The sequence below is a fragment of the Stenotrophomonas sp. Sm2128 genome (genome assembly GCF_030985535.1).
In the GTDB taxonomy this organism is placed as follows: Bacteria; Pseudomonadota; Gammaproteobacteria; order Xanthomonadales; family Xanthomonadaceae; genus Stenotrophomonas; species Stenotrophomonas maltophilia.
In genome coordinates, this window is record NZ_JAPTFQ010000023.1 from 28,913 (window position 1) to 50,197 (window position 21,285).

At 66.8% G+C, this 21,285-nt stretch carries 16 protein-coding genes and 1 pseudogene; 6 read left to right on the forward strand and 11 right to left on the reverse strand.

The window, feature by feature from the left end:
* Positions 1 to 7: 7 nt before the first annotated feature.
* Together O0K41_RS08930 and O0K41_RS08935 are read right to left on the reverse strand one after the other, a co-directional pair.
* Positions 8 to 1,075 (reverse strand): LacI family DNA-binding transcriptional regulator, encoded by a 1,068-nt coding sequence (locus tag O0K41_RS08930; RefSeq protein ID WP_005411045.1) that lies wholly within the window; start codon positions 1,073 to 1,075, stop codon positions 8 to 10.
* 39 nt (positions 1,076 to 1,114) lie between these two features.
* Positions 1,115 to 2,404 carry a sugar MFS transporter gene (locus O0K41_RS08935; RefSeq protein WP_197592289.1) on the reverse strand — a complete coding sequence of 430 codons (1,290 nt, stop codon included), beginning with the start codon at positions 2,402 to 2,404 and terminating at the stop codon, positions 1,115 to 1,117.
* 378 nt (positions 2,405 to 2,782) lie between these two features.
* Between O0K41_RS08935 and O0K41_RS08940 the strand changes: the two genes are divergently transcribed.
* The 3 genes from O0K41_RS08940 to O0K41_RS08950 all read left to right on the forward strand — a co-directional run bounded on the left by O0K41_RS08940 (position 2,783) and on the right by O0K41_RS08950 (position 9,123).
* Positions 2,783 to 3,802: a glucokinase family protein gene (locus tag O0K41_RS08940; protein ID WP_049450611.1), complete on the forward strand. Its 1,020-nt coding sequence runs from the start codon at positions 2,783 to 2,785 to the stop codon at positions 3,800 to 3,802.
* A gap of 143 nt (positions 3,803 to 3,945) precedes the next feature.
* Entirely contained in the window at positions 3,946 to 6,654 is a 2,709-nt protein-coding gene (locus tag O0K41_RS08945; protein WP_005414491.1) for a TonB-dependent receptor, read from the forward strand.
* Between the two features lie 111 nt (positions 6,655 to 6,765).
* Positions 6,766 to 9,123 (forward strand): family 20 glycosylhydrolase, encoded by a 2,358-nt coding sequence (locus tag O0K41_RS08950; protein WP_164222080.1) that lies wholly within the window; start codon positions 6,766 to 6,768, stop codon positions 9,121 to 9,123.
* Between the two features lie 105 nt (positions 9,124 to 9,228).
* Here the strand turns inward: O0K41_RS08950 and O0K41_RS08955 are convergent, their stop codons facing one another.
* Both O0K41_RS08955 and O0K41_RS08960 read right to left on the reverse strand, forming a co-directional pair.
* The gene (locus O0K41_RS08955) at positions 9,229 to 9,621 is read right to left on the reverse strand and encodes a membrane protein (protein WP_049402429.1); all 393 of its coding nucleotides are present in this window, start codon (positions 9,619 to 9,621) and stop codon (positions 9,229 to 9,231) included.
* Positions 9,618 to 10,802, reverse strand: coding sequence for an SAM-dependent methyltransferase (locus O0K41_RS08960; protein WP_012481278.1), 1,185 nt, complete (start codon positions 10,800 to 10,802; stop codon positions 9,618 to 9,620). Before O0K41_RS08960 ends, O0K41_RS08955 begins: the two co-directional genes overlap by 4 nt.
* Positions 10,803 to 10,861: 59 nt before the next feature.
* Here O0K41_RS08960 and O0K41_RS08965 point away from each other — a divergent pair, with 59 nt between their 5' ends.
* Positions 10,862 to 11,599 carry a pteridine reductase gene (locus O0K41_RS08965; RefSeq protein ID WP_024957037.1) on the forward strand — a complete coding sequence of 246 codons (738 nt, stop codon included), beginning with the start codon at positions 10,862 to 10,864 and terminating at the stop codon, positions 11,597 to 11,599.
* Positions 11,600 to 11,630: 31 nt separating this feature from the next.
* On the opposite strand, the gene folK is transcribed toward O0K41_RS08965, so the two are convergent.
* Positions 11,631 to 12,116 carry a 2-amino-4-hydroxy-6-hydroxymethyldihydropteridine diphosphokinase gene (gene folK, locus O0K41_RS08970; RefSeq protein ID WP_012481279.1) on the reverse strand — a complete coding sequence of 162 codons (486 nt, stop codon included), beginning with the start codon at positions 12,114 to 12,116 and terminating at the stop codon, positions 11,631 to 11,633.
* A gap of 91 nt (positions 12,117 to 12,207) precedes the next feature.
* On the opposite strand from folK, the pseudogene O0K41_RS08975 reads away from it, so the two are divergent.
* A pseudogene (locus tag O0K41_RS08975) lies at positions 12,208 to 12,939 on the forward strand (20S proteasome subunit A/B); the annotation flags it as partial.
* A gap of 294 nt (positions 12,940 to 13,233) precedes the next feature.
* Here O0K41_RS08975 and O0K41_RS08980 read toward each other — a convergent pair.
* The 4 genes from O0K41_RS08980 to O0K41_RS08995 all read right to left on the reverse strand — a co-directional run bounded on the left by O0K41_RS08980 (position 13,234) and on the right by O0K41_RS08995 (position 17,622).
* The gene (locus O0K41_RS08980) at positions 13,234 to 14,745 is read right to left on the reverse strand and encodes a hybrid sensor histidine kinase/response regulator (protein ID WP_049449951.1); all 1,512 of its coding nucleotides are present in this window, start codon (positions 14,743 to 14,745) and stop codon (positions 13,234 to 13,236) included.
* 4 nt (positions 14,746 to 14,749) lie between these two features.
* Complete coding sequence (locus O0K41_RS08985) at positions 14,750 to 15,190, reverse strand: response regulator (RefSeq protein WP_005411057.1); 441 nt, start codon at positions 15,188 to 15,190, stop codon at positions 14,750 to 14,752.
* Complete coding sequence (locus tag O0K41_RS08990) at positions 15,187 to 17,004, reverse strand: ATP-binding protein (RefSeq protein WP_005411058.1); 1,818 nt, start codon at positions 17,002 to 17,004, stop codon at positions 15,187 to 15,189. The genes O0K41_RS08985 and O0K41_RS08990 overlap by 4 nt, the downstream gene beginning before the upstream one ends.
* Positions 17,005 to 17,238: 234 nt before the next feature.
* The gene (locus tag O0K41_RS08995; RefSeq protein WP_005411059.1) at positions 17,239 to 17,622 is read right to left on the reverse strand and encodes a BON domain-containing protein; all 384 of its coding nucleotides are present in this window, start codon (positions 17,620 to 17,622) and stop codon (positions 17,239 to 17,241) included.
* A 170-nt stretch (positions 17,623 to 17,792) separates the two neighbouring features.
* On the opposite strand from O0K41_RS08995, the gene O0K41_RS09000 reads away from it, so the two are divergent.
* The gene (locus O0K41_RS09000; protein ID WP_164222078.1) at positions 17,793 to 18,836 is read left to right on the forward strand and encodes an oxidoreductase; all 1,044 of its coding nucleotides are present in this window, start codon (positions 17,793 to 17,795) and stop codon (positions 18,834 to 18,836) included.
* Positions 18,837 to 19,125: 289 nt separating this feature from the next.
* Here O0K41_RS09000 and gnd read toward each other — a convergent pair whose 3' ends face one another.
* Together gnd and O0K41_RS09010 are read right to left on the reverse strand one after the other, a co-directional pair.
* Positions 19,126 to 20,031, reverse strand: a complete 906-nt coding sequence (gene gnd / locus O0K41_RS09005; protein WP_088437013.1) for a phosphogluconate dehydrogenase (NAD(+)-dependent, decarboxylating) — start codon at positions 20,029 to 20,031, stop codon at positions 19,126 to 19,128.
* Between the two features lie 10 nt (positions 20,032 to 20,041).
* Entirely contained in the window at positions 20,042 to 21,277 is a 1,236-nt protein-coding gene (locus tag O0K41_RS09010) for a hypothetical protein (RefSeq protein ID WP_088437014.1), read from the reverse strand.
* Positions 21,278 to 21,285 lie beyond the last annotated feature (8 nt).

Genomic DNA, 21,285 nt, shown 5'->3' on the forward strand with positions numbered 1-21,285 from the left:
GGCAGGCTCAGGCAGGATCGGAAGGAAGGGGGCGTGCGCCGGCGGGGCGCATCGGCGCGGTCGAACCACGCACCACCAGCTGCGGCACGAAGCCCTGGTTGTGCAGCGGCGCCGGCGCGTCGTCGTAGGCATCGCTGCGCAGCTGCGCGATCAGCAGGCGCGCGGCGTGGCGGGCGATGTCTTCGGTGGCCTGCTTGGCCGTGGTCAGCGGCGGCCACGACTGGCGCGAGAACGGGCTGTCCTCGAAACCGGCGATGGACAGGTCGTACGGCACGTTCATGCCGGCCGACTTTGCGGCTGCCAGTACCCCGGCGGCGATTTCATCGTTGGAACCGAAGATGGCGGTAGGTGGCTCGCGCAGCGCCAGCAGGCGGCGCGCACCGCGGAAACCGTCATCGAAGGTGTAGTCGCCCTGCACCACCAGGTGCTTGTCCACGGTCATGCCGTAGTCCTTCAGCGCGGCTTCGTAACCGGCGTAGCGCTCGCCCGAAGACCGGTGCGAGCTGCCGCCCCAGAGGAAGCCGATGCGCTGGTGGCCCAGCTGGATCAGGTGCTCGGTGATCTCGTAGGCGGCCTCGCGGTCGTCCACGAACACACAGGCGCCATCGGCCGGGTCTTCGGTGGCGGCGATGATGCGCACCAGCTTGATGCCACGCGCGGTCAGCGCCTGGATCAGGTCGCGGCGCTCGGACATCGGTGCGGTCAGCACCAGCCCGGCCAGGCGTGAACGCTGCACCCAGTCGGCCAGTTCATCGGCCAGCAGCGGCGAGCTGGAATCGCAGGGATGGATCTGCAGCCCGAACCCGGTCTCGCGGCAGGCGGCGAGCACGCCGTTCTGCACGCCGATGATGTGGTATGGGTTCGGGTTGTCGTAGACCAGCCCGATCACGAAGGTGGTGCCGCTGCGCAGGTTGCGCGCGGACGGATCGGGTTCGTAGTCGAGCTCGGCGATGGCACGCAGCACCCGCGCGCGGGTGGCCTGCATCACCGAGGGCTCGTTGTTGATCACGCGCGAGACCGTCTTCAGCGAGACCTTGGCCTTCTCCGCAACGTCCTTGATGGTCGCTCTGCGCATGGGTTTTCCCTGGGGTTGGCTGCCGTCCATCATCGCCGATCAGGCCTTGTCCTGCGGCAGGCCGGCGCGATGCCCGATCACCGAATAGAACAGGATGTACAGGTAGCACGGCACCATCAGCAGCACGAACACCAGCTGGAAGTCGATGTGCTGCTTGAGCACGGCGAACAGCTGCGGAATGATCGCGCCACCGGCGATGCCCATCACCAGCAGGGCCGAGCCGGTTTCGGTGAAGCGGCCCAGGCCACGGATCGCCAGCGGGAAGATGGCCGGCCACATCATGGCGTTGGCAAAGCCCAGCAGGGCCACGAAGGCTACCGACACATAGCCGTGCGTTGCCCACGCGCCCAGGCAGAACACCACGCCCAGCACCGCCGAAATGGTCAGGTAGCGCGACTGCGACACCACCCGCGGAATCACCAGCAGGCCGACCACGTAACCGACCAGCATCGCGCCCAGGGTGAAGGCGGTGAACATCTTGGTCTCGTCCAGCGGCAGGTTGAAGCCATGGCCGTAGGTGCCGATGGCATCACCGGCCATCACTTCCACGCCCACGTAGACGAACAGGCACAGCACGCCCAGCCACAGGTGCGGGAACTGGAAGATGCTGCGGCGCTCGACCGCACCGGCGGCCACCGGCGTCGCGTTGGCTTCGGACGATTTGATTTCCGGCAGCGGCGAGAACAGGATCGCCACCGCCAACACCACCAGCAGCGCCGCCATGGCCAGGTACGGGGCATGGATCTTGGCCGCAAACTGGTTCAGCAGCACGGCCTTGGTCGCGGCATCGGCCGCCTGCACCTGCACGTCCAGATCGCCAATGCCATGCAGCACCACCGTGCCGATCAGGATCGGCGCCAGGATGCCGGCGATCTTGTTGCAGATGCCCATCAACGCGATGCGCCGCGCCGCCGTTTCGATCGGCCCAAGGATGGAGATGTACGGGTTGATGGCCGTCTGCAGCAGGGCCAGGCCGCTGCCGATCACGAACAGGCCGCCCAGTGCGCCGGGGTACCAGCGCTGGGTGGCGAATTCGCCGAACAGCGCGGCGCCCCCGGCCATCACCAGCAGGCTCAGGCTCAGGCCCTTCTTCATGCCGGTGCGGCGCAGGATCCACGATGACGGCAGGGCCAGGAAGAAGTAGGACAGGTAGAACACCATCAGCACCAGGAAGGCGCCGACCTCGCTGAGTTCGAAGGCGAGCTTGACGAAGGTGATCAGCGGGCCGTTGAGCCAGGTGAAGAAGCCGATCAGGAAGAACAGCACGCCGACGATGGCGATGGAGGTGGCCACGTTCGGGCGCACGCTTGCAGCGGAGACGGCGGACATCGGGAAGGGCTCCTGCGGCGACGGCCGCAGAACGCGGCGTCGGAGAGTGGCTGGGAACAACGTTGTCACATTCTTTCGATGGACAACCGAGGTTTGTCAACTTCCCCGCGAGGCCGCGGGAACCTCGTGCTGCACTGCGCAACCCGATGGCAGCGGATCGTGCTGAATGCGCCGCAGCCCTTGAGCCCCGTGCAGCAACGGCTCCAGCGTGAAACCCATGCTCACGCCATGTAAACGTTTACTGCACGCCGCATTCGTTGCGACGCAGCAACGAAAGTGTCACGAACTCGTTGACATCGTTGTCAGCGCGGTTACAGACTCCGCCCCAATCGCCGCCCTCGAGCCTTGGGGACGGCCCCACCTGCAGCAGGAGCCCGCGTGACCGCCAGCCACCCCGCCCCGGCCCATGTCCTGTCCCGAATCGCGCCCTCGTTCCTGGCCGCCGACGTCGGTGGCACCCATGTGCGCGTGGCCCGGGTCCAGGCCAGCGGTGATGCCGCCCATCCGGTGCAGGTGCTGGAGTACCGCAAGTACCGCAACGCCGACCATGCAGGCCTCAGCGCGATCCTGTCCGACTTCCTCGGCGAAGGCCCGCGGCCCACGCACTGCGTGGTCGCTAGTGCCGGTTACGCCCGCGAGGACGGCACGGTGATCACCGCCAACCTGCCGTGGCCGCTGTCGGCGCGCCAGGTGGAAGCCGACGTCGGCCTGCAGCGGGTCTACATCGTCAACGACTTCGAAGCCGTGGCCTATGCCGCCGCGCAGGTTGACGCCAGTGGCGTGCTGCACCTGTGCGGACCGGAAACCGCCGCCCGCGGCCCGACCCTGGTGGTCGGCCCCGGTACCGGCCTCGGCGCCGCGCTGTGGATCCCCACCGCGCACGGCCCGGTGGTGCTCCCGACCGAAGCCGGCCAACCGACCCTGGCCGCCAGCACCGAACTGGAAATGGCCATCGTCCGCCACATGCAGCGCGACCGCGCGCACGTGTCGATCGAACACGCGATCTCCGGCCCGGGCCTGATGAACCTGTACCGCGCGGTATGCGCGCTGCAGGGCCAGGCGCCGACCCTGGCCAGCCCCGACGCGGTCACCGCTGCGGCCATGGCCGACAGCGATGCACATGCGCGCCAGGCGCTGGATGTGTTCTGCGGCCTGCTCGGCAGCACCATCGGCGACATGGCGCTGTTCTACGGCGCCCATGGTGGCGTCTACCTGGCCGGCGGCATCCTGCCGCAGATCCGCGAATACCTGCACGCCAGCACCTTCGTCGAACGCTACCTGCAGAAGGGGCCGATGGGCGAAGCGCTGGCACGCATCCCGGTGAAGGTCGTCGAGCACGGCCAGCTGGGCGTGGTCGGCGCTGCCAGCTGGTACCTGCAGCAGCAGTCGGTCGCCTGACACCGCAACAGGCTTCAACGCAATCGCAGCACGCAGTACGTGGCACGCCAACGCACGGGACTTCGCCGCCGCCCCGCGCATGTCATCGCAACCGTAATCGAACACCGCCGCCGGCATCCAATCGAGTGATGAGGAGAGACATCATGAACACCCGCAAGACCCTGCTTTCGGCCGCCATCGTCAGCTGCATCGCCTTCAGTGCACATGCGCAGCAGGCCGCCCAGACCGCCACCGACCTGGATACCGTGCAGGTCACCGGCATCCGTGGGTCGATGGAAAAATCGCTGGACACCAAGCGCGAAGCCAATGCGCGCGTGGAAGTGGTCACCGCCGAAGACGTGGGCAAGCTGCCCGCGCACAACGTCGCCGACACCCTGCAGCGCCTGCCGGGCGTGAACATCAGCTCGTCCAGCGCCGACGAAGGCGGCTTCGACGAAGCCGACCGCGTCAGCCTGCGTGGTACCAGCCCGAGCCTGACCCAGACCCTGATCAACGGCCACACCGTCGGCACCGCCGACTGGTTCGTGCTCAGCCAGGGCAACAACGTCGGCCGCAGCGTGAGCTACTCGTTGCTGCCGTCGGAACTGGTGCGCTCGGTGGAAGTGAACAAGTCCTCGCAGGCCAAGCTGCAGGACGGCGGCACCACCGGTACCGTCAACATCCTCACCCGCAAGCCGCTGGAATTCTCCAAGCAGCTCACTGCGGAAGGCTCCATCGGCATGGTGCGTTCGGACCAGGCCAAGTCCAACGACCCGCAGCTGTCGGCACTGTTCAACTACAAGAACGACGAAGGCAACTTCGGCGTGATGGTGCAGGCCTTCAGCCAGAAGCGCGAGCTGCGCCGCGAAGCGCAGGAAATCCCGGGCGGTTTCTTCCAGATCGATCCGAATGGCACCGTGGCCAAGTCCAACCCGGACCTGGCCGGCGTATACGCGCCGGGCCTGCTCGGCTCGACCCTGTTCGAACAGACCCGCGAGCGCAAGGGCGGCCTGGTGTCGCTGCAGTTCAAGCCGATGGACAACCTGACCCTGGGCCTGGAAGGCTTCAGCTCGGAATTGAAGGCGAACAACTACAACCGCAACTTCATGCTGTGGGGTGGCCGCATCCTCAATGACCGCACCGTTGAAGATGCCAATGGCAACAAGATCCTGATTCCGGGCCAGGCCCCGAATCCGGGTTACGTCATCAAGGATGGCGTGCTGTCCAACGCCACCTTCGCCGGCCAGGCCGACCGCGACTACGCGGTGTACGACATGATCTACCGCGAGTCGAAGGCCAAGACCAACTACATCACCTTCGATGCCGACTGGCAGATCAGCGACAACCTGGGCATGAAATTCCAGGCTGGCAGCACCAAGGGCACCGGCGAAACGCCGCGCCAGTACATCGCCGAAGTCAACCTGGCCCGTGGTGGCGGCGCCACCTGGGCAACCCACGGCAACGGCTCGCCGATCGACTGGAACGTCGGGGGCAACATCGGCCCGAGCGGCGTGACCGACTTCGGCACCTGGGGCAACCAGCAGGTCACCGCGATCGACAAGGAAAAGTGGGCCACGCTCGATTTCAACCAGTACTTCGCCGACGCTGGCGTACTGAACTCGATTGATTTCGGCGCCCGCTTCGGCGACCACAAGCGCGAGGCCAAGTCGCCGGAAGGCGCAACCCCGGGCGCGATCTGGAATGCGCTGAAGAATGGCGCCACCGCCAACTTCCCCGGTGGCTTCGCCAACGGCATCGGTGGCAGCTTCCCGCGTGACCTGTGGTACTTCACCCCGGGCGCACTGAAGGAAGCAGTGACCAACAACTCCACCTGGCTGTCCGGCAATGACGGCCCGACCGGCCGCCACAACTACGGCGCCGAGTGGACGGTGTCCGAGAAGAACTTCGCTGCCTACGTACAGGGCAACTTCAGCGGCGACCGCTGGAGCGGCAACGTCGGCCTGCGCTACGTCAACATCAAGCAGGATATCGATACCTACGCCGCCGCCACCGGCTCGACCGTGCCGGACGTGAGCAGCCTGTTCGGCGCGTGGACCCGCGAAGCTTTCGAGAACAAGCACAACCGTGTGCTGCCGAGCGCCAACTTCAAGTACGACCTGCGTGACGACCTGGTGCTGCGCGTGGCCGCCTCGCAGACCCAGACCCTGCCGGACTTCTCGGCACTGGGTGCCTCGTCGTACGGTTCGGACCTGAACCGGACCGGCGGTGGCGGCAATCCGAAGTTGAAGCCGGTGGTGTCGACCAACTTCGACGCCAACCTGGAGTGGTATTTCATGCCGCGCGGCATGTTGTCGATCGGTGCCTACTCGATGCGCCTGAAGGACTACGTCGCCTTCAGCACCGAGAAGGAAATGCTGTTCAGCGAGCTGACCAACCGTCTCGAGGAATACAACATCTCCCGCCCGCGCAATGCCGACGGCAAGGTGCGCGGTATCGAAGTGGCCTATGAGCAGCCGATCGGCGAGTACTTCGGTGTCAATGCCAACTACACCTACGCCGATGGCAGCACCGACCACACCTGGGCCGATGGCAGCGACAACCTGCTGGGTACTTCGAAGAACACCTACAACGTCGGTGCCTACTTCGAGAACGATACCTTCGGTGCACGCGTCAGCTACACCCGCCGTTCGTCGTTCCTGATCGGCCTGTCCGGCGCCAACCCGTACTACCAGGATGACTTCGGCACCCTGTCGGCGTCGCTGAGCTACAAGGCCACCGACTGGCTGAGCATCAGCTTCGATGCGCTCAACCTCAACAACCCGACCTACAAGTACTACCAGACCGCGGCCATCCCGACCTCGTTCTACAGCAACGGTCGCCAGTACTACCTCAACTTCCGCTTCAAGTACTGATCCAGCGGCGGCAACATCGCCGAGTCGTGCACGCACGCCGGGCCTGGGTCATTCCGGGCCCGGCGTTTTTCATGTATAGCGTTCATCGCACCGTTCCAAGGAGTCGTACCGATGGTCAAGCCTTCCCGCGCCCGGATGCGCAGCGCAGTGCTGCTGGGCAGCCTGCTCGCCCTGTTGCCGGCACTGCCGGCACTTGCCGCCGACCCCACACCCGCCACTGAAGCACCCGGCCCCCTGCTGCGCGCCGACAGCCTGATGCTGATTCCTGCCCCGGCCAGCGTGCAGCGCGGCCAGGGCAGCGGCATCACCGTCCGCGCCGACACCGTGCTGCAGGCCGAAGGCGAAGCCGCGCAGCGCGTCGCCAGCCAGTTCGCCGATCTGCTGGCCCGCAGCGGTGGTCCGCGCCTTGCACCAGCCAGGGGCAAGGCGGCAGGCACGTCGAGCAGCATCCGCTTCCAGATCGTGCCCACCTTCCGCGACAGCGGCGAAAGCTACACGCTGGAGAGCACCGCGCAGGGCGTGCTGATCCAGGCCGGCAACGAAACCGGCCTGTTCTACGGCGCGACCACCCTCGCCCAGCTCGCCACCGGCGGCAGCAATGGCGTGCTGCCGGCGGTGCAGATCCAGGACGCGCCGCGCTTCAGCTGGCGCGGTTTCATGCTCGATTCCGCACGTCACTTCCAGAGCCTGGACGAGATCAAGCGCGTGCTCGACGCGATGGCCGCGCACAAGCTCAACACCTTCCACTGGCACCTCACCGACGACCAGGGCTGGCGCATGGAGATCAAGCGCTACCCGAAGCTGACCGACGTGGGCAGCTGCCGCCTGCCGGCCGGCGACGGTGGCATCGATCCGGTCACTGGCAAGGAGCATCCGTATTGCGGCTTCTACACGCAGGACCAGATCCGCGAAGTGATTGCCTATGCGGCGAAGCTGCATATCCAGGTGATTCCGGAAATCGATGTGCCGGGCCACGCGACTGCCGCGATTGCTGCGTATCCGGAGCTGGGCACCATCGATACGCCGTTGAAACCGATCAGTGAATGGGGCGTGTTCCCCAACCTGTTCAACACTGAAGACAGCACCGTCACCTTCCTCGAGAACGTGCTGGAAGAAGTGATCGACCTGTTCCCGGCCAAGTACGTGCACGTCGGTGGCGACGAGGCGGTGAAGGACCAGTGGGAAGCGTCGAAGCAGGTGCAGCAGCGCATGCGTGCGCTGGGCATCAAGGATGAAATGGCCATGCAGAGCCACATCATCAAGCGCCTGGAGACCTTCCTGGAGGAGCACGACCGGCGCCTGATCGGCTGGGATGAGATCCTCGAAGGCGGGCTGCCGCCGCAGGCCACGGTGATGTCCTGGCAGGGCACCGAAGGCGGCCTGGCTGCGGCCAGCGCCGGCCATGACGTGATCATGTCGCCGGTCGGCTACCTCTATCTGGATTACCTGCAGACGGCCTCGCCGAACGAACCGCCCGGCCGCCCGACCCAGGTCAACCTCGGCAAGCTGTACAACTTCGAGCCGGTGCCGGCCGAGCTGGCCGCTGACAAGCGCGGGCACATCCTCGGCCTGCAGGCCAACATGTTCACCGAGCACACGCGCAGCTACGCACGCCTGCAGCACAACCTGTTCCCACGCCTGGCCGCCGTGGCCGAGACCGGCTGGAGCACGCCGGAACATCGCGATTTCCGCGATTTCCTCGCGCGCCTGCCGTCCCAGCTGCAGCGCTACCGTGCCTGGGGCCTGGCCTATGCGCAGACCCCGTTCGAAGTGGGCGTGGACTACACCGACAATCGCGCGGACAACACGGTGACGGTGTCGCTGGCCAATCCGCTGGGCTATGAAGTGCGCTACAGCACCGATGGGCAACCGCTGAGCGCGCAGTCACCGCTGTACCAGCAGCCGCTGACCGGAAAACTGCCAACCACCGTGCAGGCTGCCGCGTTCTACCAGGGCCAGATGCTGGCGGCGAAACCGACCATTGCCACCTTCACCGCACAGTCGCTGCTCAGCCGCCGCAGCGATGAGCTGCTCAGCTGCGTGGGCAAGAAGGGCCTGGTGCTGCGCCTGGAAGACGATGGCCCACGCGAAGGCAACCGTGCGGTGTTCAACGTGGACATCTTCCAGCCGTGCTGGCGCTGGCCGCAGGCACAGCTGGACGGCATCGGCAGCCTGGAGGTCCGCGCGGGGCGTATTCCGTACTACTTCCAGCTTGCCCACGATGAACCCAAGCGTCGCTTCGAGAAGGCCAAGCGGCCACACGGTGAGATGCTCGTGCGTCGTGGCGACTGCAGCGGCAAGGTGCTGGCGGAAGTGCCGTTGCCGGCCAAGCCGGATGCCGATGGCTTCGTGACCCTGCGTGCGGCGCTGCCGAAGGGGACGCAGGGCAGCGGTGACCTGTGCATCAACTTCACCGGCGACACGCGCCCGGCGATGTGGGTGCTGGATGAGGTGACCCTGGGGAAATGACGGCAGGCCTGTCCAGGTGGGTGCCGGCCTTGGTCGGCACCTCGGGCAGAGCATCCACGCATGGCGTGGATCTACGGGTAGGTGCCAACCTGGGTTGGCACGCCTTTACCCGCGCCAGCGCAGCAGCAGGTCGCGCAGCGGGGTCAGTGCGGTGGCCATGCCGGCGAGCACACCGACCGTGTTGGCGATGGCATCCATCGGGTCGGCCATGCGGTTGCTGGTCAGCGCACCCTGGGCAAATTCGATGCCGATGCCCATCAACACCAGTCCCACGCCCACCCACAGCAGCGGGCGGCCCCGACGGAACAGCTGCACCGCGCTGCCGGCCAGGATGAAGTAGGCGAGGAAGTGCTCGCCCTTGTCGCTGTTTTCCGGCAACGGAATCGGCGGCGGTGGAATCAGGCAGACCACGATCACCAGCAGTACTGCCGCCGCCCACAGCCCGGCCCACAACCGCGGCCGCCGCAGCGGCTTGATCGCCGGCAACACCTCGCTCACAGGCGCCAGCTCAGGTCACCCAGCTCGAAGGCCGGTTCGAAGTCGACACCACGCTGCAGGCCGATGGCCTGGAAGCGCTCGCCCATCTCGGTCGGCAGGGTCAGCTTCTTCACCTGGTCGCGCAGCTGGATGCGGCCGACCTCATCGGTGCGTTCCTCGGCCAGCAGCAGCACCTGGTCCAGGCCATTACCGAGCAGGAAGCTGGCCTGGCTGCAGTAGCCGGCCAGCTCGAATCCGCCGTGCATGCCGGCCTCGGCCATCGCGGTGAAATCCACCGACGCGGTGATGTCCTGCAACCCCGGCCAGCGGTGCACGTCGTTGTGCACGTGGTGGCGGTAGAACGCACGCACGGTGCCATCGTCGCGGTCGTGCTGGTAGAACTCGCTGCGACTGTAGCCGTAGTCGACGAACAGCATCGCACCACGCTGCATGCCACCGGCCACCGCCTGCAGCCAGTACGGCAGCTGCGGCAGCACTTCAGAACGGTAGCCTTCGGCGAAAGGCTTTTCCAGGTAGCGCTCGATATGGCGCACCGCACCGTTGAGCAGGATGTCGGCCGGCTGCGCGCCACGGATGAAGTTGCCCTCGGCGTCCAGCTCGACGGTTTCCTCGTAGACCTCGCCGTCCCGGATCAGGAAGCGCGGGGTCGGCAGCGCGTCGATCACCTCGTTGGCGAACACCACCCCTTCCCAGTCCTCCTCGAACGGGCGGTCGACCCAATCCACCCGCGCGGCCAGCTCCGCCGGCAGGTTCTGCTGCAGGCGCTGCTGCTGGCGCTCGCGCAGGTCGGCGCTGGGTTCCAGGATGGCGTAGCGCGACGGCAGCGCGTCCAGCTCGGCCAGGCGCAGCAGCACCGCCTCGGCGAAGGCGCCGGTGCCGCCGCCCAGTTCCAGCATGCGCGCCTGCGCACCCAGCTGGGCAAACACCGGCGCCAGCGCATTGGCCACGCTGCCGGCGAACAGGCTGCCGAGCTCGGGGGCGGTGGTGAAGTCGCCACTGCCACCGAACTTGCTGGCGCCGGCGCTGTAATAGCCCCAGCCGGGGGCATACAGGCAGAGCTCCATGAAGCGCGAGAACGGCATCGCCCCGCCCTGCGCAAGGATCTCGGCGCGCAGGGCGGCCGCCAGCTGGTCGCTATGGGCCAGGGCATCGGCTTCGGGCAGGGGGAAGGTGGGCTGCATGGCGTCTTCGAATGCGGTGACAATGGTGCACAGGATAGCCGAGCCTTGGAGGACCCTCGATGAGCGATACCCACCCCGTGGTCCTGATCACCGGCAGCGCGCGCCGGATCGGTGCGGCCATCGCCCGCCAGTTCCACGCCTGTGGCTGGTCGGTGGTGCTGCACGCCAATACCTCCAGCGCCGAGCTGCAGCAGGCCGCGTTCGATTTCGACAACGTGCGCCCGGGCAGCGTGCTGGCCCTGCAGGCCGACCTGCGTGACGCCGACGCCCTGGCCGACCTGGTGGAACAGGCGGTCACCCACTTCGGCCGACTGGACGCGCTGGTCAACAACGCCTCCAACTTCTTCCCCACCCCGCTCGGCCAGGTCACCGCCGAGGCGATGGACGAGCTGTACGCGGTCAATGCACGCGCGCCGCTGCTGCTGTCACAGGCGGCGGCGCCCTACCTGCGCCGCCAGCAGGGTTGCATCGTCAACCTGACCGATCTGCATGGCACCGACCCGATGCGCGACCACATCGCCTACACCATGGCCAAGGCCGCGCTGGAGATGGCCACCCGCTCGCTGGCACTGGAGCTGGCGCCGAAGGTGCGGGTCAATGCGGTCGCGCCGGGTGCGATCCTGTGGCCGGAACAGGGCAAGGACGATTTCGCCCGCGAGGCGTTGCTGGCGCGCACGCCGCTGGCGCGGATCGGCACGGTCGAGGAGATCGCCGAAGCGGTCTACTGGCTGGTGGCCGAAGCCAGCTTCGTCACCGGCCACACCCTGCGCGTGGATGGCGGGCGCACGGTCAGTTGAGGTAGTGCCGGCCGCTGGCCGGCAACCGCCGTCATTCCAGGTCCACCACCTCGAACGCTTCGCCAAACTGCGCGTGCGCCCGCCACAGCGTGGCCAGGTCCTGCCCGCTGACCGGGTCGATGAAGCCCGGCGCGATGTCCGCCAGCGGCTTCAGCACGAAGGCATGCTTCAGTTCCGGGCGCGGAATGCGCAGGTGGCCGGGGCCTTCCACCACCAGGTCGCCGTAGAACACCACGTCGATGTCCAGGGTCCGGTCGGAGAAGCGCGGCCCACTGCGATCGCGGCCATGCGCGTCTTCCAGCGCATGCAGCCAGTCGTCCAGTTCCTGCAGCGGCAGATCGGTCTCGATCGCCACCGCATTGTTGAGGAAGGCCGGGCCATCGAAGCCGACCGCGGCAGTACGGTAGGCGGGTGACACCTGCAGTGCGCCAAAGCGCTCGCGCAGGGCCGTCACCGCGGCGTGGAGGTAGCGGCGGGGCTGGACGTTGCTGCCCAGGCTCAGGAGCACGGTGGTCATGCGGTTCAGGTGACGGCACTTGGGGGGCGTGGACATGCCGTCGTCACGGCGGCCTGCCTACAATCCGGGACGCACATGATAGGGCACCGACATGACCTATTGCGTTGGAATCGAGGTGGACGAAGGCCTGGTCTTCGCTGCCGACACCCGGACCAATGCCTCGCTGGACGATGTGCGCGTGCACCGCAAGCTGCACGTGTTCGAGTACCCCGGCCAGGCAGCCTACGTGCTGATGGCGGCTGGCAACCTGGCCACCACCCAGCTGCTGGTGTCACGCCTGGGGCGCGACGCCGGTGAACGGCGCACGCCCAACCTGCGCGACATGACCCATCTGTTCGAAGCTGCCGAGTACGTCGGCCAGCTGCTGGTGGACAGCCAGGTGCACAGCAGCCACAGCGAGCACGGCCATGACGGGGTCAACACCCAGGCCACGCTGATCTTCGGTGGCCAGATCGCTGGCGAGCGGCCCGGGCTGTACATGATCTACCCGCTCGGCAACGCCATCGCCGCTTCGCCGGAGACGCCCTATCTTCAGATCGGTGAGTCCAAGTACGGCAAGCCCATCCTGGACCGCATCCTCAGCCCGGCCACACGCCTGGAGGACGCGGCGCGCACGGCAATCGTGTCGCTGGATTCGACCATTCGCTCCAATCTGTCGGTAGGCCTGCCGATCGACCTGGCGCTGCTGCGTGATGGTGACCTGCGCATCGGGCAGCAGCTGCGGCTCGGCGCGGATTCAACGTTGTATGCGGACATCCACCAGAACTGGTCACGGCGCCTGGAACAGGCGGTGGACGCCCTGCCACGCTTCCCCTGGGAAACTACCGGGCATCAGCCCAGCGCTTCGGCCACCGCGCGAAGACCAGCTGCATCTGCAGCGGCTGGAACAGACGGTGGACGCCCTGCCACGCTTCCCCTGGGAAACTACCGGGCATCAGCCCAGCGCTTCGGCCGCTGCGCGGAAGACCAGCTGCATCTGCAGCGGCTGGAACAGACGGTGGACGCCCTGCCGCGCTTCCCCTGGGAAACTGCCGAACGGTAGTGCCGGCCGCTGGCCGGCAACCGCATTGATCCCACCACACTGGGATGCCGGCCAGCGGCCGGCACTACCGGGGCATCAGCCCAGCGCTTCGGCCACGGCGCGGAAGACCTGCTGCATCTGCAGCGGCTTGTGCAGCACATGCACCTCCACGCCGTCCGGGAAGGCATCGGCCGCGACCGGCACTGCCGGGTCTTCCAGTACCAGTGCTGGGCCGCGATAGCCCAACGTCGCCATCTCGCCCAGCAGCTGGCTGGCCGGCAGCAGCTTGGAGCCGGCATCGGCAATCACCAGCGCGGGCATCGCCTCCTGCTGCATCCAGCGCAGCGCTGCCGGCCCATCGGAGGCCAACTGCAGCTGGTAGCCCTGGCTGGACAGCGCATTGCCCAGCAGCGATAGACGCGTGGCTTCGCCATCGACCACCAGGATCGATTGGCCGCTGCCCAAGGCCACCAGCTGTTCGATCGGCTCGCTGCCATCGATGGCCTCGTGCATCGGCAGGCGCAGTTCGAAGCAGGTGCCCTGCCCCGGCTGGCTGCTGACGTGAATGCTGCCGCCGGCACCTTCGACGATGCGCTTGCAGGAAATCAGCCCCAGGCCAGTGCCGTCGGCCTTGGTGGTGAAGAACGGATTGAACAGGTGCGACAGCGTGTCCGCATCCATGCCGATGCCTTCGTCGGCGACCCGTATGTGCATCCAGTCCACGCCATCGCGATGGCCGGCATGGCTGGCAGTCAGGCTCAGGCGGCCACCGTTGGGCATCGCCTGTATCGCGTTGAGCGCCAGATTCAGCATCACCTGCTGCAGTTCGGTGTAGTTGGCGTCGACCACCAGGCCTTCGTCCTGCACCTGCAACTCCAGGCGCACCGCATCAGGCACGTTGCTGCGCAACAGCAGTGCCACCGCATCGAACAGGCCATCGATCTCGATGCGCTCGCTCGGCTTGCGCGAACCGCGCACGAACGACAGCATCGATTCGGCCATCTCATGGCCACGGCGGCCGCACTCGGCGATGACATCGGCCAGGTGGTGCAGCTGCGGATCGTCGGTACGCGCCTTCAGCAGGTCCGGCATGATCAGCAACGGCTGCAGGATGTTGCGCAGGTCGTGGCTGAGCCCGGCTGCGAGCAGCGACAGGCTTTCCAGGCGCTGTGCGCGCATCAGCTCGGTTTCCACCCGTGCGCGCTCGATCGCGCTGCGTGCATCGCGGATCGCACGTGCCACCGCCGACGGCAGGCGCGCCGGCTGGTGCTTGATGATGTAGTCATTGGCGCCCTTCTGCAGCGCCGCCACCGCATTCTCCTCACCCATGGTGCCGGAGACGAAGATGAAGGGTACTTCCGGCGAGGTCTCGCGCACGATGCGCAGCGCGTCATCACCGGAAAACCCCGGCATGCTCAGGTCGGACAGCACGATGTCCGGCTGGAACGCGGCCAGTGCCTGGCGCAGTTCGGCCTCGCTCTCGACACGCTCGAAGCGGGCCTCCAGGCCCGCATCGAGCATCTGTTCGGACATCAGCTCGGCATCTTCCGGTGAGTCCTCCACCAGCAGGATGCGCAGCGCCCCCAGGGCGGGACCGGTCAAGGGCATGGGCTCACTCGAGTTCCGGTGCCTGGTTGATCAACGCCCAGAACTTGCCCAGCGTCTGTACCGCGCCAAAGAACTGGTCCACGTCCACTGGCTTGACCACATAGGCATTCACGCCCATGTCCCAGCTCCGGGCCAGATCGCTTTCCTCGCGCGAGGACGACAGGATCACCACCGGCAGGCGCTTGAGCTCTTCGTGTTCGCGGATCTGCCGCAACACTTCCAGGCCATCCATGCGCGGCATCTTGATGTCCAGCAGCAGCACTGCCGGCAGGCCTTCCTCGCGGTTGGCGAAGGCGCCGCGCCGCAGCAGGTAGTCCATCACTTCCACGCCATCCTCGACGTGCACGATGGGGTTGGCCAGACGCGCCTCTTCCAGGGCGTCGATCGCCATTTCGGCGTCGGCCGGGCTGTCTTCGGCGAGAAGAATGGTGCGCAAAGTGGTCATGCAGAAGGCCCTTGTTTGTCCGCATCGATCGCGGGAGGCAGGTAGAAGTGGAAGGTGGCGCCGACGTCCGGTTCAGCCTCGGCCCAGATACGGCCGCCATGACGGGTGAGCACGCGGCGCACGCTGGCCAGGCCGATGCCGGTACCCGGGTAGTCGCTGGCCTTGTGCAGGCGCTGGAAGACACCAAACAGCTTGCCGGCGTAGGCCATGTCAAAGCCTGCACCATTGTCGCTGACCGTGAACTGATGACCGCCGTCAGGCTGCGGCTGGTAGTCCACGCGAATCTTCGCCGGTTCGCGGTTGCCCGAGTACTTCACCGCGTTGCCGAGCAGGTTCAGCCAGACCTGGCGGATCATGTTCTCATCGCCGACCACGATCGGCAGCGGCGCGATGCTCCACTCCACCTGGTGCACATGGCCACTGTTCTCCGCCTCGGCCTGCAGGTTGGAATCGAGCATGGCGCGGGTATCGGCCACCAGCGACTGCATGTCCACCGCCTGCTGGCGCATCGCCGCGCGGCCCAGGCGCGAGTAGACCAGCAGGTCATCGATCAGCGCCGCCATGCGCCGGGCCGAACTGGAGATCACGTCCAGGTAATGACGGCTCTTGTCATCGGCAGCGTCGCCCAGGTGGCGCGACAGCTTGTCGGAGAATCCGGCGACGTGGCGCAGCGGTGCGCGCAGGTCATGCGAGACCGAGTAGCTGAAGGCCTCCAGCTCGCGGTTGACCTCGGACACCTGCGCGACCTTGCCTTCCAGCTGGCGGTTGAGCTCTTCAACGCGCAGCTGGACTGCGCGTTGCATGGTGACATCGCTGACCGTCAGCAGCACCACTTCATCATCGGTATCGGGCAGCGGCATGCGCCGTGCGTTCAGCAGCATATAGCGCGCCATGCCGTCGGCGGTGCGCTGTTCGTGCTCGAAATCCCACAGCTCGCGGCCTCGCAGCAGCACGTCAGACAGGCGTTGGCGCACGACGGCGTCCTTCCAGGCGCCGTCGCCGACGCTTTCCAGCAGCAGGCCATCGGCGCGTTCGTCCTGCAGCCCGTACAGCTCGGCGAAGGCGGGGTTATGCAACTGCACGCGCAGGTCGCGGTCGAGCAGCACGATGGGTTCGCGCACGGTCTGCAACACCGATGCCGCGCGTGCCGCCGAGCGCAGCGATTGGCGTTCGGCGTGCAGGCGCCGCCCGATCTGCCGCTGCAGGAGCCAAAGCACCAGGCCGAGCAGTCCCAGCTGGATCACCAGCGAACTCCAAGACACCAGCTCGGTCTGCTTGCGCTGGCGCGCCGCCTGCTCGGCCCGCAGTGTCAACAGTTGCTGTTCGCTGGCCTGCAGCTCCTCCACCAGGCCACGGATCGGATAGCGCGTGCTCAGGTCCTTCACCAGCTCGCGTTGATCGCTATTGGGTTCAGATCTGGCCAGCTCGCGGGCAAGCGCCATCCGCCCTTCCAGCATCGATTCGATACGGCCGATGCGGATCAGCTGGTCGGGGTTGTCGCGGGTCATCCGCCCCAGTTCGGCCAAGCGACCGGGAATGTCGTTGGCTGCGGCCATGCGCTCGCGCAGCCCGGGTGCGTCCACTCCCTTGGACAGCGTCAATGCGGCCGATTCGACGTCGCGCACATCAGCCTGCAGCTGCTGCAGGGCCACGCCCACCGCCTGGGTATGGTTGACCCAGGCCATTGCCTGCTCGTTGTCCTGCTGCAGTTTGCGCAGGGTCAACCACGGCACCACGATGATCGCTGCAGCCGCCAGCGCCAGGGCCGGCAACCGCCAGCGGTCCCAGATGTCGTCACTGAAAACCAGCGCCATAGTTCCTCTTCAGCACGGCCGCAGGGCGTCGGCCGGACCCTGTCCGGCTGCGGCGGAACCGGCAATATAGCGCAGGCGGTCACAACGCAGGGGTTTCCCGCCTGGTTGGCTGAACAGGTTCGCAGTCCTCAGACCTGTAGAGCCGGGCCATGCTCGGCTGCCTTGGAGTTCCAGCCGAACATGGCCGCGACCCTACAGCTCAACGGGCGCCCCGCGAGGGGGCGCCCATCAGGTTCAGCGCTTGGCGGCAGCGCTGACCTTCAATGCGGCTGCATCAACGCGGGTCACGCCCTTGATGCCCTTGGCGGTGGTGACGGCCTTGTCCTTCTCGGCCTGGCTCGCTACGGCGCCACTCAAGCTGACCACGCCGTTCACGGTTTCCACCTTGATTTCCGTACCCGGAACGTTGCTGCTGGCGAGCAGGTCGGCCTTCACCTTGGTGGTGATCCAGGTATCGGTCACCGGCTCGTTGGAATCGTGGCGATCAGCATGGGTCGCCGGGTGCGCGCTGGTCGGCGGGCTCTTCGCGGCCGGATCCTTGGCGAATGCGGCCGAGGAGGACAGCGCCAGGCCCAGCGTCAGGGCGGAGGCAATCAGCGTGCGGGTCGTATTGCTCATCGTGTCGTACTCCTTCGGAATGTGCTGCCAGTCTGGACAAGCCGGCGTAGAGCAGGCGTGGCGTTGCGGTCATGCCGCTGTGAATCGGGCTACCTGCAACGACAACCGTTCAGCTTTGGCCCGTGAGCCCGCGTCGTTTACCCTGCCCTTCCCACTGCCGGAGCTCTGTCATGCGCCCCGACCTGCAACTGGCCCTGATCGGCTACGGCCTCGCCGGCCGTGTCTTCCACGCACCGCTGATCCAGCACACACCCGGCCTGGTGCTGCACAGCATCGTGAGTTCGCAGCGAGACACGTTGCTGCGCGCGTTCAGCGACGTGCACGTGCGTGCCACGCCGCAGGAGGTGTTGGACGACCCGGCCGTGGATGCCGTAGTGATCGCCACGCCCAATGAACAGCACGCGCCGCTGGCGATCGCAGCGTTGGCCGCCGGCAAGCACGTGCTGGTCGACAAGCCGTTCGCGCTGGATGTCGCTGAAGCCGAAGCCGTTCTGGCTGCGGCACGCGATGCCGGACGCATCGCCACCGTGTTCCAGAACCGGCGCTTCGATGCCGACTTCCTCACGCTGCAGGCGCTGCTTGCGGACGGGACACTGGGCGACATCGCCGAGTGCCATGTGCACTTCGATCGCTATCGCCCGCAGGTGCGCGACCGCTGGCGCGAGCAGGACGGTCCCGGCAGTGGCCTGTGGTACGACCTGGGCCCGCACCTGCTGGACCAGATGCTGGTGCTGTTCGGCTGGCCCGAAGCGATCGATGCTGATCTGGCCGTGCAGCGCGATGGCGGCAGCGCCATCGATTACTTCCACGCCGTGCTGCACTACCCGCGGCATCGCGCGATCGTGCATTCCGGTTCCCTGGTGGCAGCTCCCACGCCGCATTTCAGCGTGCATGGCAGCAAGGCCAGTTGGATCAAGCACGGCCTGGATGTGCAGGAAGCGCAGCTGCGCCGCGGTGTGGCGCCCGGTGCGCCCGGCTGGGGCATCGACCCGCGGCATGGCGAGCTGGTGCGCTGTGATGCCGAGGACAACGTGCAGCGCAGCACCGTCGACAATCTGCCCGGTGACTACCGTCGGTTGTATGCGCAGTTCGCCGCGGCCATGCATGGCGACGGCGAAGCCACGGTCGATCCGGTGCAGGCGCTGCAGCTGATGCGGCTGCTGCAGGCAGGCATGGACAGTGCGCGCGAAGGGCGGCGGATCGCGTTGGGGTGATCGGCAGGGCTGCGCCCTGCACCCGTGGTAGTGCCGGCCGCTGGCCGGCAACCTCAACAGCAACGGCAAAAACCGGCAATCCGTGAGATGGCAGGATGGGTCCGGTTGCGGGAGCCGGACCCACCCCGCCTTCGACAGAGTCCCGCGCCCGACGGTAGGTGTCGACCTTGGTCGACACATCGACGTGGAAGCCATCGGAGACGGCTTTTGCAGAGTCGAGCCATGCTCGACTGCCTGCATGGGGTCAGAGCCCTTTCCTGCGGAAAGGGATCCGACCCCGGCTTCGTGCTTACGATTTCTTGATCGCGTGGCCGCCGAATTCATTGCGCATCGCCGACAACAGGCGATCGGTGAACGAATTGGATTCGCGCGAGCGCAGGCGTTCCAGCAGCGACAGGGTGATCACCGGTGCCGGCACATCGAGCGCGATCGCTTCGGCCACGGTCCAACGGCCTTCACCGGAATCCTCCACGTACGGCGCGATGCCATCCAGCGACGGATTGCGCTTGAGGGCTTCGGTGCTCAGGTCCAGCAGCCACGAGCGCACCACGCTGCCGTGGCGCCAGACTTCGGCCACCTGGGCGAGGTCCAGTTCCATTTCCTGCTTGCGCTCCATCAGCGCGAAGCCCTCCGCGTAGGCCTGCATCATTCCGTACTCGATGCCGTTGTGGACCATCTTGGTGAAGTGGCCAGCGCCGGACGGGCCGACACGACCCCATCCACGATCTTCGGCCGGTGCCAGCGTACGCAGCAGCGGTGCGATCTGCTCCACCACCGCCGCTTCACCACCGACCATCAGGCTGTAGCCTTCCTGCAGGCCCCACACGCCACCGCTGGTGCCGCAGTCGACGTAGCCCAGGTCGTCTTCGGCCAGCGCCTTGGCGCGACGGACCGAGTCCTGGTAGTTGGAGTTGCCGCCGTCGATGACGATGTCACCCTCGGCCAGGTGCGGAGTCAGCTGGCCCAGGGTCTGGTCGACGGTTTCGCCGGCCGGCACCATCAGCCACACCACGCGCGGCACCGGCAGCGCGGCCACCGCGGCGGCCAGCGAATCGACCACCTCCAGGCCTGCCTCGGCGGCGCGCTGGCGGGCACCTTCGCCCGGGTCGTAGCCGACGACGCGGTGGCCGCCGCGATGCAGGCGCTGGGCCATGTTGGCGCCCATGCGGCCGAGGCCGATCATTGCAATATCCATTGTTTCACCTTCAGTTGGGGTCTAGGGTCAGGCTGCCTGGCCTGCCGGTAGCCGCGCAGTGGCGCAGCTGCGCCTCGCGCCAACGCCGGTAGAGCGTGGTATGCAGATTGTGCACCGCCAGGTCGATCGAAAAGGGGGTTCGCGGGTTGCGGTCAAGCAGGCGGGCGATGTGGTAGCCGATGGGACGTATACCGCGCGGATGCACATAGATCACGAACTGCTGGTAGAACGGATCGTCCAGCAGGCGGTCCATGCGTGCCAGCGTGGCGTGGTAGCGCGGTTCCAGCCGTGCACGAAGGTCCGGGTCGCGCTCGAACAACAGGCGTTCGAAGTAGCGCCGGCCGATACGCGGGATGTCCTGCGCCAGCGCCCACAGCTCGGCATTGCGCTGGTCGTACCAGGCAAGGCCGCCGTGCGCGGCCAACGCCTGCGCGGCCTCCTCGCCCACCGACACCACCACGAAGTTTTCGGCCTGGTTGCTCAGGTCGTCCAGCGTGCCCTTGTCGTCCACATGCTCGATGAAACCAGGCACACCGACGAAGGCCTGGCGGCCCATCGCCGAGGTGCGCACCGCCTTGCCATCGGCGAAGTAGTCACCGGCGTGTGCGCCAAGCAGGATGCTGTCGGTATCGTGCAGCGCGAGGAACGTACCGATCGACAGTTCTTCTGCGGAGAATCCAGCGTCGAAGGCCGCATCGCCATACAGCTCGCGCTGGGTGGCCAGTTGTGCGACTTGGCGACCGACTCCACATTCGGCGCGCACATTGCCGCTGTAGAACGCCTGCAGCGCCTGGCTGTTGCCCGTAATGGGCACGAAACCACGGCCGAAGCTTCGCGTGCGCTGCCAGCCTTGCGCCTGTGCGCCGTGCAGGCCGAAGCCGATCCAACCGAGCTGCAGGCCAGAGAAGCGGAATCCTGCATTGCCCTGCAATGCAGCAGCTGCACGTTGCGTGGCTGCACCCAGCTGGAAGGCGTAGGCGCAAACCGTAGCCGGGTCGTCCAGCACCTGCTGCAGCAACGCCTTGCGCGCTGCAGCGGGCATGTCCGCCGGCCATTTCACGCGCAGATCGCCTGCCGCCTGAGCCTCCGGCAGCGACGCGCGCGTGCACACAGGGCCACCATGCACCTGCGGTGCACCGATCGCGCGTGTTTCGAAGCGCCACCCCAGGCGCTGCAGCAGGCCTTGTGTACAGTCCAGCGGCGTGGCTGCTGCGCCCAGCGCGGGCAGCAGCAGGGCCACACCCATCCATCTGC

Bases quoted from the DNA above. Each gene is read 5' to 3' on its own strand.
- O0K41_RS09010 (WP_088437014.1), bottom strand. From the start codon at position 21,277: ATGGGTGTGGCCCTGCTGCTGCCCGCGCTGGGCGCAGCAGCCACGCCG.
- O0K41_RS08995 (WP_005411059.1), bottom strand. From the start codon at position 17,622: ATGAGCAATACGACCCGCACGCTGATTGCCTCCGCCCTGACGCTGGGC.
- O0K41_RS08985 (WP_005411057.1), bottom strand. From the start codon at position 15,190: ATGACCACTTTGCGCACCATTCTTCTCGCCGAAGACAGCCCGGCCGAC.
- O0K41_RS08950 (WP_164222080.1), top strand. From the start codon at position 6,766: ATGGTCAAGCCTTCCCGCGCCCGGATGCGCAGCGCAGTGCTGCTGGGC.
- folK (WP_012481279.1), bottom strand. From the start codon at position 12,116: ATGACCACCGTGCTCCTGAGCCTGGGCAGCAACGTCCAGCCCCGCCGC.
- O0K41_RS08930 (WP_005411045.1), bottom strand. From the start codon at position 1,075: ATGCGCAGAGCGACCATCAAGGACGTTGCGGAGAAGGCCAAGGTCTCG.
- gnd (WP_088437013.1), bottom strand. From the start codon at position 20,031: ATGGATATTGCAATGATCGGCCTCGGCCGCATGGGCGCCAACATGGCC.
- O0K41_RS09000 (WP_164222078.1), top strand. From the start codon at position 17,793: ATGCGCCCCGACCTGCAACTGGCCCTGATCGGCTACGGCCTCGCCGGC.
- O0K41_RS08945 (WP_005414491.1), top strand. From the start codon at position 3,946: ATGAACACCCGCAAGACCCTGCTTTCGGCCGCCATCGTCAGCTGCATC.
- O0K41_RS08965 (WP_024957037.1), top strand. From the start codon at position 10,862: ATGAGCGATACCCACCCCGTGGTCCTGATCACCGGCAGCGCGCGCCGG.
- O0K41_RS08960 (WP_012481278.1), bottom strand. From the start codon at position 10,802: ATGCAGCCCACCTTCCCCCTGCCCGAAGCCGATGCCCTGGCCCATAGC.
- O0K41_RS08980 (WP_049449951.1), bottom strand. From the start codon at position 14,745: ATGCCCTTGACCGGTCCCGCCCTGGGGGCGCTGCGCATCCTGCTGGTG.
- O0K41_RS08990 (WP_005411058.1), bottom strand. From the start codon at position 17,004: ATGGCGCTGGTTTTCAGTGACGACATCTGGGACCGCTGGCGGTTGCCG.
- O0K41_RS08935 (WP_197592289.1), bottom strand. From the start codon at position 2,404: ATGTCCGCCGTCTCCGCTGCAAGCGTGCGCCCGAACGTGGCCACCTCC.